Origin of the sequence: Phytohabitans kaempferiae (assembly GCF_042433955.1) — a bacterium.
Lineage (GTDB): Bacteria > Actinomycetota > Actinomycetes > Mycobacteriales > Micromonosporaceae > Phytohabitans > Phytohabitans kaempferiae.
The window spans coordinates 144,104-157,681 of record NZ_JBHLUH010000013.1; the positions used below are offsets into that span (position 1 = coordinate 144,104).

Consider the following 13,578-nt stretch of genomic DNA (forward strand, 5'->3'; position numbering starts at 1 on the left):
GCAACACGCCGTACACAACCCCGACGCGCCAAGTTACGTACTCCCGCACAAGCGGGGCACTTCGCCGGCCGCGCTCGCTTCGCTCGCCGATGTCCCGGGGGCCGGCTCGGACCGGGCCTCGCCAGCCCCTACCGGGCCCGGAGGCACCGGGCCGTTATGGTGAGAGCCGCCATGGCGAAGATCTTCCGTGTATCCGCTCGGACGGCCCTCAGCTCCGTCGTCGAGCCCATCGCCCGTGCCCTCCTGCGGGCGGGCGTCAGTCCCAACGCCGTCACGGTCGCCGGCACCGCCGGTGTGCTGGTCGGCGCCCTCGGCTTCGCGGCCCGCGGCCACCTGCTGATCGCGCTGGTGCTCGTCGTCGTGTTCGCGCTGACCGACTTCCTCGACGGCACGATGGCGCGGATGAAGGGCGGCTCGACCCGCTTCGGCGCGTTCCTCGACTCGTCGATGGACCGGGTCGCCGACGCCGGCATCTTCGGCGGTGTGGCCTACTACCTGGCCACGGAGGGCGACCGGTGGGGGATGGTCGCCGCGCTGCTCTGCCTGGCGGTGGGGCAGATCGTCTCGTACGTCAAGGCGCGCGCCGAGGGCCTCGGCATGACCTGCAACGTGGGCATCGCCGAGCGACCCGAGCGGCTGCTGAGCGTCGGCGTGGGCGGGCTGCTCACGATCATCGGCCTGGAGTGGGCGCTGCCGGCCGCGCTCTGGATCCTCGCGGGGCTCTCCGTGATCACCGTGGGCCAGCGCATCGCGCACGTCTACAAACAAGCCCAAGCCCAGGCATGAACGCGGCGGAGCTCGGTTACGCGGCCGGCTGGCGCGTGGTCCGGGCCCTGCCCAGGCCGGTCGCGGCGGCGGCCTTCCGGGCGGGCGCCGACCGGGCGGCCCGCCGGCGCGGCAAGGGCGTCACCCGCCTCGCCGACAACCTGCGCCGCGTGGTGGGGCCGGAGCTGCCGGAGGGCGAGTTCGACGATCTGGTACGCCGGGCGGTGCGCTCCTACGCCAGGTACTGGATGGAGGCGTTCCAGCTCCCCTCCCGCTCCAAGGAGCAGATCCTGCGTGACTTCGCGCTCGACGGCGAGGAGTGGCTCGCCGCCGACGTGGCCGCCGGCCGGGGCGCCGTCGTGGCCCTCCCGCACGCCGGCAACTGGGACGCGGCCGGCGCCTGGGTCGCCGCCAAGGGCTGGCCGATCGCCACGGTCGCCGAGCGGCTCAAGCCGGAGGGCGTCTACCAGCGCTTCCTCGCGTACCGCCGGGGTCTGGGCATGGACATCATCCCCACCGACGGAGGTGAGCGGCCCCCCTTCGACGTGCTGGTCGACCGCCTCGACCAGGGCTACGTGGTGCCGCTCCTGGCCGACCGCGACCTCTCCGCGCGCGGCGTCGAGGTCGACTTCTTCGGCGGGCGGGCCCGCATGCCCGCCGGCCCCGCGCTGCTCGCGGTCCGCACCGGCGCCCCGCTCTATACCGTGACAATGTGGTACGAAGCGGACCGCGCCCGCGGTGCCCTTGCCGGCCCGCTGGAGGCGCCCACCGAGGGCCCGCTCGACCAGCGTGTGAAGGCCCTGACCCAGCAGGTGGCCAACGGGCTGGCAGCGGGTATCGCCCGGCATCCGGAAGACTGGCACATGCTCCAGCGCCTGTGGCTGGACAGCCCGGCCACAGCGCGACGGGCCTGACGGGGGAGGGGGCCGCATGCGCGTCGGCATCGTGTGCCCGTACTCCTTCGACGTGCCGGGCGGCGTGCAAAACCACGTCATGGACCTCGCCGAGGCGCTGATCGCGCTCGGGCACGAGGTGAGCGTGCTGGCGCCCGCCGACGAGGACGTGCCGCTCCCGCCGTACGTGGTGGCGGCCGGCCGCTCGGTCCCGCTCCCGTACAACGGCTCGGTGGCCCGGATCAGCTTCGGCCCGGTCTCCACCACGCGGGTGCGGCGCTGGCTGGCCCGGGGCGACTTCGACGTGCTGCACGTCCACGAGCCGTTCACGCTGAGCCTGTCGATGCTCGCCGTGCTCGCCGCGCGCGGGCCGGTGGTGGCGACGTTCCACACCGCCATGACCCGGTCGCGGGCCATGGCCGCCGCGCAGGGCCTGCTCCAGCTCGTCCTGGAACGGATCACCGCGCGCATCGCGGTCAGCGCGCTCGCCCGCAAGGTGCAGGTCGAGCACGTGGGCGGCGGCGCGGTGGAGATCCCCAACGGCGTGGCGGTCGCCAAGTTCGCCGGCGCCGCACCGTTGCCGGGCTGGCCCGGCGAGGGCGGGGCGGTCGGCTTCCTCGGCCGGTTCACCGAGCCGCGCAAGGGGTTCGGGCTGCTCCGCACCGCGTACGCCGAACTCGCCGCCAGCCGCCCCGGGCTGCGCCTGCTGGTCGCCGGGCCGGGCGAGCGGGAGGAGCTGCTGGAAGGGCTGCCGGCCGGGCTGCACGAGCGGGTCACGTACCTCGGCAAGGTCTCCGAGGAGGACAAGGCGCGGATGCTGCGCAGCGTCGACGTGTACGTCGCGCCGAACACCGGTGGCGAGTCGTTCGGCATGATCCTCACCGAGGCGATGGCGGCGGGCACCGCGATCGTGGCGAGCGACCTGGACGCGTTCCGGCGGGTACTCGACGGCGGGCGGGCCGGCGCACTCTTCCCGGTCGGCGACGTCGACGCGCTCGCCGCCCGCGCGGGCGAGCTGCTCGACGACCCCGCGCGGCGGTCGGCGCTGGCGGCGGCGGCGCGGCAGGTGGTCACCGAGTTCGACTGGCCGGTCGTCGCGGAGCGTGTGCTCGAGGTGTACGCGACGGCGATCGAGGCCACGGACGGACGGGTGATCGACGGGGAGCCGGTGTAGAGCGCCTACCATGCCTGACATGTGGTGGGTCGTCGGCGTCGTCACCGTCGTGGTGCTCATGTCGACGTACCTGACCTGGACCGCCAGCCGCGTCGACCGGCTGCACGCCCGGGCGGCGGCCGCGGCCAAGGCGCTCGACGCGCACCTGCTGCGGCGGGCGGCCGCGGCGGCGGTGCTCGCCGAGGAGCACGCGACGGTCGAGCTCTACGCGGCGGCCCGGATCGCGCTGGACGCCGCTCCCGAGGAGCGAGGGGCCGCGGAAAACGACCTCACCCGTCAGCTGCGGGCGGTGCCGCTCGAAGACGACGCCGAGGCGCTGGTGGCGGCGAGCCGGCGGCTCGCGGTGGCCCGGCAGGTGCACACCGACCTGGTACGCGACGCACTCTCGGTGCGCCGGCGACCGTTGGTGCGGCTGTTTCGCATGACGCGCAAACACGCCGAGCCGGAATACTTCGACATAGACGACCCTATATTGGTGCCGGCGGCTGTGATGCCGGTCTCGCCGGTGACGTGAGCAGTCCACCTTAGGGTCGATTGGCTGTGGGAGCCCGCCCCAGAGGCAACTAAACTGCAGGTCATGGCCGAGATCACTACCCCGTCAAGCGCGCCCGCCACCGGCACTGCCCGCGTCAAGCGCGGCATGGCCGAGATGTTCAAGGGCGGCGTCATCATGGACGTGGTCACGCCCGAGCAAGCCAAGATCGCGGAAGACGCCGGTGCGGTCGCGGTCATGGCGCTGGAGCGCGTGCCCGCCGACATCCGCGCCCAGGGCGGCGTGTCCCGGATGAGCGACCCCGACATGATCGACGGCATCATCAGCGCCGTCTCCATCCCCGTGATGGCCAAGGCCCGCATCGGGCACTTCGTCGAGGCCCAGGTGCTCCAGTCGCTCGGCGTCGACTACGTCGACGAGTCCGAGGTGCTCACGCCCGCCGACTACGCCAACCACATCGACAAGTGGGCGTTCACGGTGCCGTTCGTCTGCGGCGCCACCAACCTGGGCGAGGCGCTGCGCCGCATCACCGAGGGCGCCGCCATGATCCGTTCCAAGGGCGAGGCGGGCACCGGCGACGTCTCCAACGCGACCACGCACATGCGCAAGATCCGTGGCGAGATCAAGCGCCTCACCTCCCTGCCCGAAGACGAGCTGTACGTGGCGGCCAAGGAGCTCCAGGCGCCGTACGAGCTGGTCCGCGAGGTGGCCACCGAGGGCAAGCTGCCGGTCGTGCTCTTCACCGCGGGCGGCATCGCCACTCCCGCCGACGCGGCGATGATGATGCAGCTCGGCGCCGAGGGCGTCTTCGTCGGCTCCGGCATCTTCAAGTCGGGCAACCCGGCCCAGCGCGCGGCCGCGATCGTCAAGGCCACCACGTTCCACGACGACCCCGACGTGATCGCCAAGGTCTCGCGCGGACTCGGCGAGGCGATGGTCGGCATCAACGTCGACGACATCCCGCAGCCGCACCGGTTGGCGGAGCGCGGCTGGTGAGCACCGCGACGGCCGCCGCGGACCGCGACGGCCGCGAGCCGCACATCGGGGTCTTCGCGCTCCAGGGCGACGTCCGCGAGCACGTGCGGGCGATCTCGGCCTGCGGTGCCGACGCCTCGCCGGTGCGCCGCCCGGAGGAGCTGGAAGCGGTCGACGCCCTGGTCATCCCCGGCGGCGAGTCGACGACGATGAGCAAGCTGTCGATCGAGTTCGGCCTGCTCGAGCCGATCCGCAAGCGCATCGCCGGCGGCATGCCCGCCTACGGCACCTGCGCCGGCATGATCATGCTGGCCGACCGCGTGCTCGACGGCCGCCCCGACCAGCGGTCCTTCGGCGGCATCGACATGACGGTCCGGCGCAACGCCTTCGGGCGGCAGGTCGACTCGTTCGAGGGCGCGGTCACGCTCACCCCTTTCGCGGAGCCCTTCCACGCGGTCTTCATCCGGGCACCCTGGGTCGAGAGCGCGGGCGGGGAGGTGCAGGTGCTCGGGCGCGCCGCCGGTAGGATTGTCGCGGTTCGGCAGGGCAGTCTGCTCGCCACCGCCTTCCACCCGGAGTTGACCGGCGACCTCAGGGTCCACCGCTACTTCGTGGAAATGGTGCGCGCGGGGGCTTAACGTGACGGAGGGGTAATGTCCGGCCACTCAAAGTGGGCGACGACCAAGCACAAGAAGGCGGTCATCGACGCCAAGCGCGGCAAGCTCTTCGCCCGCCTCATCAAGAACGTCGAGGTGGCGGCGCGCACGGGCGGCGGCGACCCGGCCGGCAACCCCACCCTCTTCGACGCCATCCAGAAGGCGAAGAAGAACTCCGTGCCCAACGACAACATCGACCGCGCCGTCAAGCGCGGCTCCGGCCTGGAGGCCGGCGGCGCCGACTGGCAGACCGTGATGTACGAGGGGTACGGCCCCAACGGCGTCGCCATCCTCATCGAGTGCCTCACCGACAACCGCAACCGCGCGGCGACCGAGGTGCGCACGGCCCTGACCCGCAACGGCGGCTCGCTGGCCGACGCCGGCTCGGTGTCGTACATGTTCAGCCGCAAGGGCGTCGTGATCGTCCCCAAGACCGCCGGCGGCGCGAGCGAAGACGACGTGCTGACGGCCGTCCTCGACGCCGGCGCCGAGGAGGTCAACGACCTGGGCGAGGCGTTCGAGGTGGTCAGCGAGCCCGGTGACCTGGTGGCGGTGCGCACGGCCCTGCAGGACGCCGGCATCGAGTACGAGTCGGCCGAGTCCTCCTTCGTGCCGTCGGTCAACGTGCCGCTCGACGAGGAGGGCGCACGCAAGATCTTCAAGCTGATCGACGTGCTCGAAGACTGCGACGACGTGCAGAACGTGTACGCCAACTTCGATGTCCCAGACGAGGTCATGGCCGCCGTCGGCTGACGCCGGTCGGAGCGGGCGCCGGCTCCTCATGGAGGTTTCTCCGTCCCGCTACGTTTAGTGTTCGTTCGGCGGGACAAGCCGGGCATTTTGGTTACCGTCGGAGGGGTGTCGACGGTCAGACCGGCGGTGGCCGGGTTCCTCATGCTCGTGCTCGTGCTCGCGGTCGCCTGCGAGGACGACCAGCCCGCGGCCGAAGGCGCCTCGGCCGGCCCGACCGCCGGCGGCTCCGCGTCGGCGGCCGCGTCCGGTACCAATGTCTACGCGGCGGCCGGGGCCGGGATGCTCGGCGAGGCCGTCCGCGGCCACCGTGAGCTGGTCTACGTCCCCAACACGCAGAGCGACAACGTGCACGTGATCGACCCGAAGACGTACAAGGTGATCGACACCTTCTACGGCGGGCCGGAGCCGCAGCACGTGGTGCCCGCGTACGACATGAAGACGCTCTACGTCGCGTCGAGCCGCGTGCCGACCGGCGGGCTGGTGCCGATCGACCCGCGCACCGGGCGCTCGGGCAAGCTGATCAACGTGCAGGACGTCTACAACCTGTACTTCACGCCGGACGGGAAGCAGGCGATCGTGGTCGCCGAGGCGTACAAGAGGCTCGACTTCTACGACCCCGCCAGTTGGAAGCGCACCAAGTCGCTCAGCTTTCCCGAGTGCGGCGGCATCAACCACATGGACTACTCGGCCGACGCGAAGACGATGCTGGTGAGCTGCGAGTTCGCCAATCGCATGATCGTGCTGGACGGGGTGACGCACAAGAAGGTGCGCCAGTTCGACCTCGACATGTCCTCGCACGGGATGCCGCAGGACACGCGGCTCACGCCGGACGGGCGGCACTTCCTCGTCGCCGACATGCACGCCAACGGGGTGTACGTCTTCGACGGCGCGGCCACCAAGAAGACCGGCTTCATCCCGACCGGCAAAGGTACGCACGGCATCTACTTCAGCCGGGACGGCGCTCGCGCGTACGTCACCAACCGGGGCGAGGGCACGGTCACGGTGCTCGACGCGAGCACGCTCAAGCCGGTAACCACGTGGCGGATTCCGGGCGGGGGAAGTCCGGATATGGGCGGTATATCGGCGGATGGCAAGGTGCTGTGGCTCTCCGGCCGGTACCACAACGAGGTCTACGCGCTGAACATGGACGACGGCCGCCTGCTCGCGAGGATCCCGGTGGGGTCGGGCCCGCACGGGCTGACGATCTGGCCCCAGCCCGGCCGCTTCTCGCTGGGCCACACGGGCAACATCCGCTGACCGCGGCCGGCCCGCCGACCGTCGCCGGCGGGCCGCCACCGTCAGCTGTACGAAACCGAGAAGCTGTTGGTGCGGAAGTCGAGGCCGCCGCTGGAACTGGTGATCTCGTAGTCGGTAACAAATGCGCCCGGCGATAGCCTGGGACCCATGGATCTTTGGGAGGCGCGAGGGCTCTGGGACGCCGAGCCGGGCTGGCTCAACACCGCGAGCTACGGGCTGCCGCCCCGGCCGGCCTGGGAGGCGCTCCAGGCCGCGCTCTCCGACTGGCGCTTCGGGCGTACCTCATGGGAAGGCTGGGGCGAGACGACCGGCCTGGCCCGCGAGGCGTTCGCCCGGATCGTGTCCGTGCCCGCCGCCGACGTGGCCACGGGCGCGACGGTGTCGCAGTCGCTCGCGCCCATCGCCACCGCGCTGCCGCCGGGGGCGCGCGTGCTGGTGCCCGAGGTCGAGTTCACCTCCAACCTCTTCCCCTGGCTCGTCCAGGAGGGTCGGGGCGTGCGCGTGCGCACCGTCCCCGCCGACAAGCTCGCCGGCGCGGTCGACGCGGACACCGACCTTGTCGCGTTCAGCCTCGTGCAGTCCTCGGACGGCGCCGTCGCCGCGTACGACGAGATCGTGGCGGCCGCCCGCGCGCACGGCGCCCTGGTGGTGGTCGACGCGACGCAGGCGTGCGGCTGGCTGCCGTTCGACGCGGGGCTGGCGGACGCGGTGGTGGTCTCCGCGTACAAGTGGCTGATGAGCCCGCGCGGCCTCACCTTCGCCTACCTGGCGCCGGCGCTGCGCGAGCGGCTCACGCCCTCGGCGGCCGGCTGGTTCGCGGGCGAGGACGTGCACGGCTCGTACTACGGCCCGCCGCTGCGGCTGGCCGGTGACGCGCGTCGGTTCGACCTGTCGCCGGCGTGGTTCAGTTGCGTGGGCGCGGCGGCGGCGCTGGCGGTCGTGGAGCGGATCGGGGTCGCCCGGATCGGCGCGCACAACGTGGCGCTGGCCAACCGTTTCCTGGCCGGGCTGGGTCGCGCGCCGGGGGAGAGCGCGATCGTGACCGTCGACGTGCCCGGCGCCGAGCGGCGCCTGAAGGCGGCGGGCGTCCGCGCCGCGGTGCGGGCCGGTCGCGTGCGGGCCTCATTCCACGCGTACTCCACGGAGGCCGATGTGGACATGGCCCTCGACGCGCTCGTGTGACCGCCCACACTTTTGAATACGAGACGGTTCCGTATCGCTAGGTGGCGGCGTAGCGTCATTGCCGGCAATACGAGACTGTTCCGTTTCGGGGGGAGCACGCCAAGTGCAGCCGCAAGCCAACACCGGACATCCCAGGCGCTGGGCCATCCTGGGCGTCCTCGTCGTCAGCCTTCTCGTGGTGGTGCTCGACAACACCGTGCTCAACGTGGCGCTGCGCACGCTCGCCGACCCGGTGCACGGTCTGGGGGCCAGCCAGGGCGAGCTGGAGTGGTCGATCAACTCGTACACACTGGTCTTCGCCGGTCTGCTCTTCACCGCCGGCGTGCTCGGCGACCGGTTCGGTCGCAAGCGCATGCTCAGCATCGGGCTCGTGGTCTTCGGGCTGGCGTCGCTGCTCTCCGCGTACGCGCAGACGGCCGACCAGCTGATCTGGGCCCGCGCGCTGATGGGCGTGGGGGGTGCCGCGATCATGCCGGTGACCCTGTCGATCATCTCGAACGTCTTCGACCCGCGCGAGCGGGCCCGCGCCATCGCGATCTGGTCCGGCTCGGTCGGCCTGGCGATCGCGATCGGACCGATCCTCGGCGGCGCGTTGCTGGAGTCGTTCTGGTGGGGCTCGGTCTTCCTGATCAACGTGCCGGTCGTGGCGGCGGGGCTGATCGCGGTGGCGCTGATGGTGCCCGAGTCGCGCGACCCGCGCCCCGGGAAGATCGACGTCGTCGGCGTGCTGCTCTCGGTCGTGGGCCTGGTCGCCCTCTCGTACGGCATCATCGACGGTGGTGAGCACGGCTTCGGCCGGCCGGTCGTCTGGGTCTCGATCGTGGGCGGCCTCGCGGTGCTCGCGGCCTTCGTGGCGTACGAGCGGCGCATCGAGTTCCCGTCCCTGGACGTGCGCCTCTTCCGGGTCCCGCGGTTCGCGGCTCCGGTGGCGCTGATCGGCCTGGTCTTCTTCGCCGCCATGGGTGTGTTCTTCTTCAGCGCCTTCTACCTGCAACTGGTGCGCGGCTTCAGCCCGCTGGAGACCGGCCTGATGATGCTGCCGTTCGCGGTGGCGCAGATGGCCTTCGCGCCGCGCAGCGCGACCATGGTCCGGCGGTACGGCGCCAAGACCGTCTCCGCGGTCGGCCTGGCGCTCACCGCGGTCGGCATGGGCGGTTTCGCGTTCCTCGGTGTGCACACGCCGATCTGGGTCGCGCTGGTGCTCTTCTTCGTCCAGGGCGTCGGGATGGCCAACATCATGCCGCCGGCGATGGAGTCGATCATGTCGTCGCTGCCCCGTGAGCGGGCCGGCGTCGGGTCGGCGGTGGCCAACACCATCCGTCAGGTCTCCGGCGCGCTGGGCGTGGCGGTGCTGGGCTCGGTGCTCGCCGGCGTGTACCGCGGCGAGATCAGCGGTGCCACGCAGGCGCTGCCGGCCCAGGCCCGCGACGCCGTGGAGGAGTCGATCTCCGGGGCGTACGGCGTGGCCGATCGGCTCGGCCCGGCCGGCGGCGCGGTGATCGACGCGGCGAACGGCGCGTTCGTCACCGCCATGCACTGGACCGCCGGGATCGGCGCGGTCGTGGCCGCGCTCGGGGTGCTGATGGTGGTGCGCTGGATGCCGGGCAAGTCGGCGCCGGAGCCGCAGGTCACGGACGCGCCGGCCGAGCCTGAGCTGGCAGCGGCCTCCTAGGATCGGTCAGAATGCCTGCCATGACCTCCGCTGTCGAGAGTGCTCCGCGGTCGCCCGGGCGACCGCGGAGCGCCCGCGCGGACGAGGCGATCATCGAGGCGGTGCTCGACCTGCTCGCCGAGGGGAGCACGATCGAGTCGCTGTCGATCGAGGCGATCGCGGCCAGGGCGGGCGTGGGCAAGGCGACCATCTACCGGCGGTGGTCGGGCAAGCAGGCGCTGCTGGTCGACGCGCTGCGCTCGCTGAAGGGCGACCCGCCCACCCCCAAGGGCGAGTCGGTCCGCGATGACCTGGTGCTGCTGATGCGCGGCGTGGGGCACAATCCCGACCCGCGGGCGTCCAAGATCATGCCGTGCCTCGTGCCGGAGGCGCGCCGCAGCCCCGAGCAGTACGCGCTCTACCAGGAGCTCGTGCAGCCCCGCCGGGAGCTGACGCGCGAGGTGCTGCGCCGCGGCGTGCGCACCGGTGAGCTCCGCGCCGACCTCGACATCGAGGTGGCCATGGTGATGCTGACCGGCCCGGTGCTGATGCAGAAGATCCTCAAGTGGCACCCCGAGATCGACGAGGACGACCTCCCCGAGCGGGTGGTCGACACGCTCCTGGCCGGGCTTGCGCCGTCCTGAGGCCGCCACACGCTAGGGTGTCGAACACACGTACGTGCTGGTTGGAGCGGGAGGGGGTCGTCGCGTGCGCGTGCTCGGCGTCGACCCGGGACTGACCCGGTGCGGGGTCGGCGTCGTGGAGGGCGTGCCCGGCCGGCCGTGCACGCTGGTCGCCTACTACGTCGTCTACACCGACCCCGCTGACGACCTCGCGCTGCGGCTGCTCCACCTCGACCGCTCGCTCACCGGCCTGGTCGCCGAGCACAAGCCGCGGAGCGTGGCGGTCGAGCGCGTGTTCAGCCAGCACAATGTACGCACCGTGATGGGCACCGCCCAGGCCAGCGCCATCGCCGTACTCGCCGGCGCGCGGGCCGGGCTGCCGGTCAGCACATACACGCCGAGCGAGGTCAAGGCGGCCATCACCGGGTCGGGCCAGGCGGACAAGGCGCAGGTCACGTCGATGGTGACCCGCCTGCTGAGGCTGGACGCGCCGCCCCGCCCGGCAGACGCGGCCGACGCCCTCGCGCTGGCCATCTGCCACGTCTGGCGCGGCGGCACGCGTTCGAAGCTGGAGGCCGCCGCCTCCCGGCAGCGCCGCACGGCGACAGCGAGTGAGCATCGCAGGGAGCGCCAGCGACCGAGGAGCGGAGCGAGCGCGGAGCCGAGCCACAGGACGCCGCGCTTCGACAGCGAGTGAGCATCGCAGGGAGCGCCAGCCGCCCCGGAGCGGGGCGAGTGCGAAGCCGGGCCATCGACGACTGAGGGGAGCGAGATGATCGCCAGCGTGCGGGGACTTGTCGCGGCGGTGTCGCCCGACGGCGCCGTGATCGAGGTCGGCGGGGTCGGCCTCGCCGTGCACTGCGCCCCCGGCACGCTCGCCGGGCTGCGGCCGGGCGCCGAGGCGCGGCTCGCCACCAGCCTGGTCGTCCGGGAAGACTCGCTCACCCTGTACGGCTTCGCCGACGACGAGGAGAAGCACCTCTTCGAGCTGCTCCAGACCGCGAGCGGCGTCGGGCCCCGGCTGGCGCAGGCGGTCCTGGCCGTGCACTCGCCCGAGACGGTCCGCCGGGCCATCGCCACCGGCGACACCGCGACGCTGACCCGCGTGCCCGGGATCGGCAAGAAGGGCGCCGAGCGGCTGGTCCTGGAGCTGCGCGACCGGATCGGCCCGGTGGCGGTGGGCACCGAGGAGAGCGCCGGCGTGCTGGTCGGCGCCTGGCAGGAGCAGGTGCGGCAGGGGCTGGTCGGGCTCGGCTGGACCGCCGCCCAGGCCGACCAGGCGGTGGCGGCGGTCGCGGAGACCGTCGACGGCACCACGCCGCCCGTACCGGTCCTGCTCAAGCAGGCCATCCGCCTGCTCGGTAAGACGCGATGACCCCGCGGGGCGGCACCGCGCCGCGCCGGGGAGGCCGGACATGAGCGAGCGGAGCGAGCGAACCATCAAACTCAGCGCGTGTGGAGCCTCATGCCCGCCCGCAGCGAAGCGAGGACGGGCATGAGCGAGGCCGAGGGGATGATGTCCGCCTACGCGTCCGAGGCGGAGCGCGACGCCGAGGTCAGCGTCCGCCCGAAGCGGCTGGCCGACTTCATCGCCCAGCACCGGGTACGCGACCAGCTCGACCTGCTGCTGCGCGGCGCGATGGGGCGCGGCGCGCCGCCCGACCACATCCTGCTCTCCGGGCCGCCCGGCCTCGGCAAGACCACGCTGGCCAACATCGTGGCCGCTGAGCTGGGCGTGGGCATCCGGGTCACCAGCGGGCCGGCGATCGAGCGCTCCGGCGACCTGGCCGCGATCGTGACCAGCCTCGCCGAGGGCGACGTGCTCTTCATCGACGAGATCCACCGGATCGCCAAGCCGGCGGAGGAGCTGCTGTACAGCGCGATGGAGGACTTCCGGGTCGACGTGGTGGTGGGCAAGGGGCCCGGCGCCACCGCGATCCCGCTCGACGTCGAGCCGTTCACACTGGTCGGCGCCACCACGCGGTCGGGGCTGCTGACCGGGCCGATGCGCGATCGGTTCGGGTTCGTCGCGCACCTCGACTTCTACTCCGCCGACGACCTGCGCGTGCTGCTGCACCGGTCGGCGCGGATCCTGGGCGTGCCGATCACCGAGGAGGGGGCGACCGAGATCGCCGGTCGGTCGCGTGGCACGCCCCGCATCGCCAACCGGCTGCTGCGGCGGGTCCGCGACTTCGCCGAGGTACGCGCCGAGGGCGTGGTCAACCTGGAGACCGCCAGGGCCGCCCTCCAGGTGTACGACGTCGACAGCCTCGGCCTCGACCGGCTCGACCGGGCGGTGCTGACCGCGCTGGTCGACTCGTTCCGGGGCGGGCCGGTGGGGCTCTCCACGCTCGCGGTCGCGGTGGGGGAGCAGCCCGACACGGTGGAGGAGGTGTGCGAGCCGTTCCTGGTGCGGGCCGGGCTGCTGGCGCGTACGCCCCGGGGCCGGGTCGCGACCGAGGCAGCCTGGCATCATCTCGGGCGAAATCCACCAAATGGTACGTTCGGTAGCGGTGCCGGGGCGGCACCCGACCTGTTTTCGGCCGAGCCATAGCCATCCCTGGATATCCCGTGATCTGAACGTGATCTGTGCCAAGTTCGGTGTTCACAGGTGCAGGGATTAGACTTCGCCGCGATCCGTACAGGATGTGAGATCACGCCTGCGCTTGGTGCCGTCGTGCCGAGCGTGGGTCAACTTGGAAGGTCATTTATCGTGTCTTTGGCAGCAGACTCCGGCGGTGGCGCCGGCAGCTTCATGCCGATTCTCATGATCGTCCTGCTGTTCGGCGTCATGTACTTCATGATGATCCGCCCGCAGCAGAAGCGTCGCCGCGAGGCGGAGCAGATGCAGTCGAGCCTCGGCCCGGGTGCCGAGGTCGTGACGATCGGGGGCCTCTACGGCCACGTCGTGAGCGTCGACGACGACACCGTCACGCTCGAGGTCGCGCCCGGCGTGCAAAACCGCTACGCCCGCCCGGCCATCGCCCGCGTGGTCAACGGTGGCGAGCCGCCGACCCCGCCCGCGGCGGAGAAGATCATCGACGAGTCCGGCGCCAAGGACTAGCACCACGGCGGGTGGCGCCCCCACACTGCCCGCCCGATCCTGCCCAGCCGCAGCCGGCCCGCCGGCCGGCCCACCTCGAGACCGCACAGGAG

Annotated in this window: 14 protein-coding genes and 1 pseudogene; all 15 read left to right on the forward strand. The window is 72.2% G+C overall.

Annotation, left to right across the window (positions count from 1 at the left end):
* The first annotated feature begins 171 nt into the window (after window positions 1-171).
* Window positions 172-786 (forward strand): phosphatidylinositol phosphate synthase, encoded by a 615-nt coding sequence (gene pgsA, locus ACFFIA_RS12410; RefSeq protein ID WP_377250044.1) that lies wholly within the window; start codon window positions 172-174, stop codon window positions 784-786.
* Window positions 783-1,679 (forward strand): phosphatidylinositol mannoside acyltransferase, encoded by an 897-nt coding sequence (locus ACFFIA_RS12415; RefSeq protein WP_377250046.1) that lies wholly within the window; start codon window positions 783-785, stop codon window positions 1,677-1,679. Before pgsA ends, ACFFIA_RS12415 begins: the two co-directional genes overlap by 4 nt.
* Window positions 1,680-1,695: 16 nt before the next feature.
* Complete coding sequence (locus tag ACFFIA_RS12420; RefSeq protein ID WP_377250048.1) at window positions 1,696-2,832, forward strand: glycosyltransferase family 4 protein; 1,137 nt, start codon at window positions 1,696-1,698, stop codon at window positions 2,830-2,832.
* A 10-nt stretch (window positions 2,833-2,842) separates the two neighbouring features.
* Window positions 2,843-3,346 carry a hypothetical protein gene (locus ACFFIA_RS12425; RefSeq protein ID WP_377250050.1) on the forward strand — a complete coding sequence of 168 codons (504 nt, stop codon included), beginning with the start codon at window positions 2,843-2,845 and terminating at the stop codon, window positions 3,344-3,346.
* 63 nt (window positions 3,347-3,409) lie between these two features.
* Window positions 3,410-4,321, forward strand: coding sequence for a pyridoxal 5'-phosphate synthase lyase subunit PdxS (gene pdxS, locus ACFFIA_RS12430; RefSeq protein WP_377250052.1), 912 nt, complete (start codon window positions 3,410-3,412; stop codon window positions 4,319-4,321).
* Entirely contained in the window at window positions 4,318-4,938 is a 621-nt protein-coding gene (gene pdxT, locus ACFFIA_RS12435) for a pyridoxal 5'-phosphate synthase glutaminase subunit PdxT (RefSeq protein WP_377250055.1), read from the forward strand. Before pdxS ends, pdxT begins: the two co-directional genes overlap by 4 nt.
* A 15-nt stretch (window positions 4,939-4,953) precedes the next feature.
* Complete coding sequence (locus ACFFIA_RS12440; protein WP_377250057.1) at window positions 4,954-5,709, forward strand: YebC/PmpR family DNA-binding transcriptional regulator; 756 nt, start codon at window positions 4,954-4,956, stop codon at window positions 5,707-5,709.
* A gap of 105 nt (window positions 5,710-5,814) precedes the next feature.
* The gene (locus tag ACFFIA_RS12445; RefSeq protein WP_377250060.1) at window positions 5,815-6,966 is read left to right on the forward strand and encodes a YncE family protein; all 1,152 of its coding nucleotides are present in this window, start codon (window positions 5,815-5,817) and stop codon (window positions 6,964-6,966) included.
* Between the two features lie 147 nt (window positions 6,967-7,113).
* A complete protein-coding gene (locus ACFFIA_RS12450; RefSeq protein ID WP_377250063.1) occupies window positions 7,114-8,148 on the forward strand; it encodes an aminotransferase class V-fold PLP-dependent enzyme in 1,035 nt (344 codons plus the stop codon).
* Between the two features lie 103 nt (window positions 8,149-8,251).
* Complete coding sequence (locus ACFFIA_RS12455; protein WP_377250065.1) at window positions 8,252-9,820, forward strand: MFS transporter; 1,569 nt, start codon at window positions 8,252-8,254, stop codon at window positions 9,818-9,820.
* Window positions 9,821-9,831: 11 nt separating this feature from the next.
* The gene (locus tag ACFFIA_RS12460) at window positions 9,832-10,443 is read left to right on the forward strand and encodes a TetR/AcrR family transcriptional regulator (protein ID WP_377250068.1); all 612 of its coding nucleotides are present in this window, start codon (window positions 9,832-9,834) and stop codon (window positions 10,441-10,443) included.
* A gap of 64 nt (window positions 10,444-10,507) precedes the next feature.
* Window positions 10,508-11,020 (forward strand): annotated as a pseudogene (gene ruvC, locus ACFFIA_RS12465) (crossover junction endodeoxyribonuclease RuvC); the annotation flags it as partial.
* A 174-nt stretch (window positions 11,021-11,194) separates the two neighbouring features.
* Window positions 11,195-11,797, forward strand: coding sequence for a Holliday junction branch migration protein RuvA (ruvA, locus tag ACFFIA_RS12470; protein ID WP_377250073.1), 603 nt, complete (start codon window positions 11,195-11,197; stop codon window positions 11,795-11,797).
* Window positions 11,798-11,917: 120 nt separating this feature from the next.
* Complete coding sequence (gene ruvB / locus ACFFIA_RS12475; RefSeq protein WP_377250076.1) at window positions 11,918-12,976, forward strand: Holliday junction branch migration DNA helicase RuvB; 1,059 nt, start codon at window positions 11,918-11,920, stop codon at window positions 12,974-12,976.
* A gap of 201 nt (window positions 12,977-13,177) precedes the next feature.
* On the forward strand, window positions 13,178-13,486 hold the full coding sequence (gene yajC / locus ACFFIA_RS12480; protein ID WP_377250282.1) for a preprotein translocase subunit YajC: 309 nt from the start codon (window positions 13,178-13,180) through the stop codon (window positions 13,484-13,486).
* Window positions 13,487-13,578 lie beyond the last annotated feature (92 nt).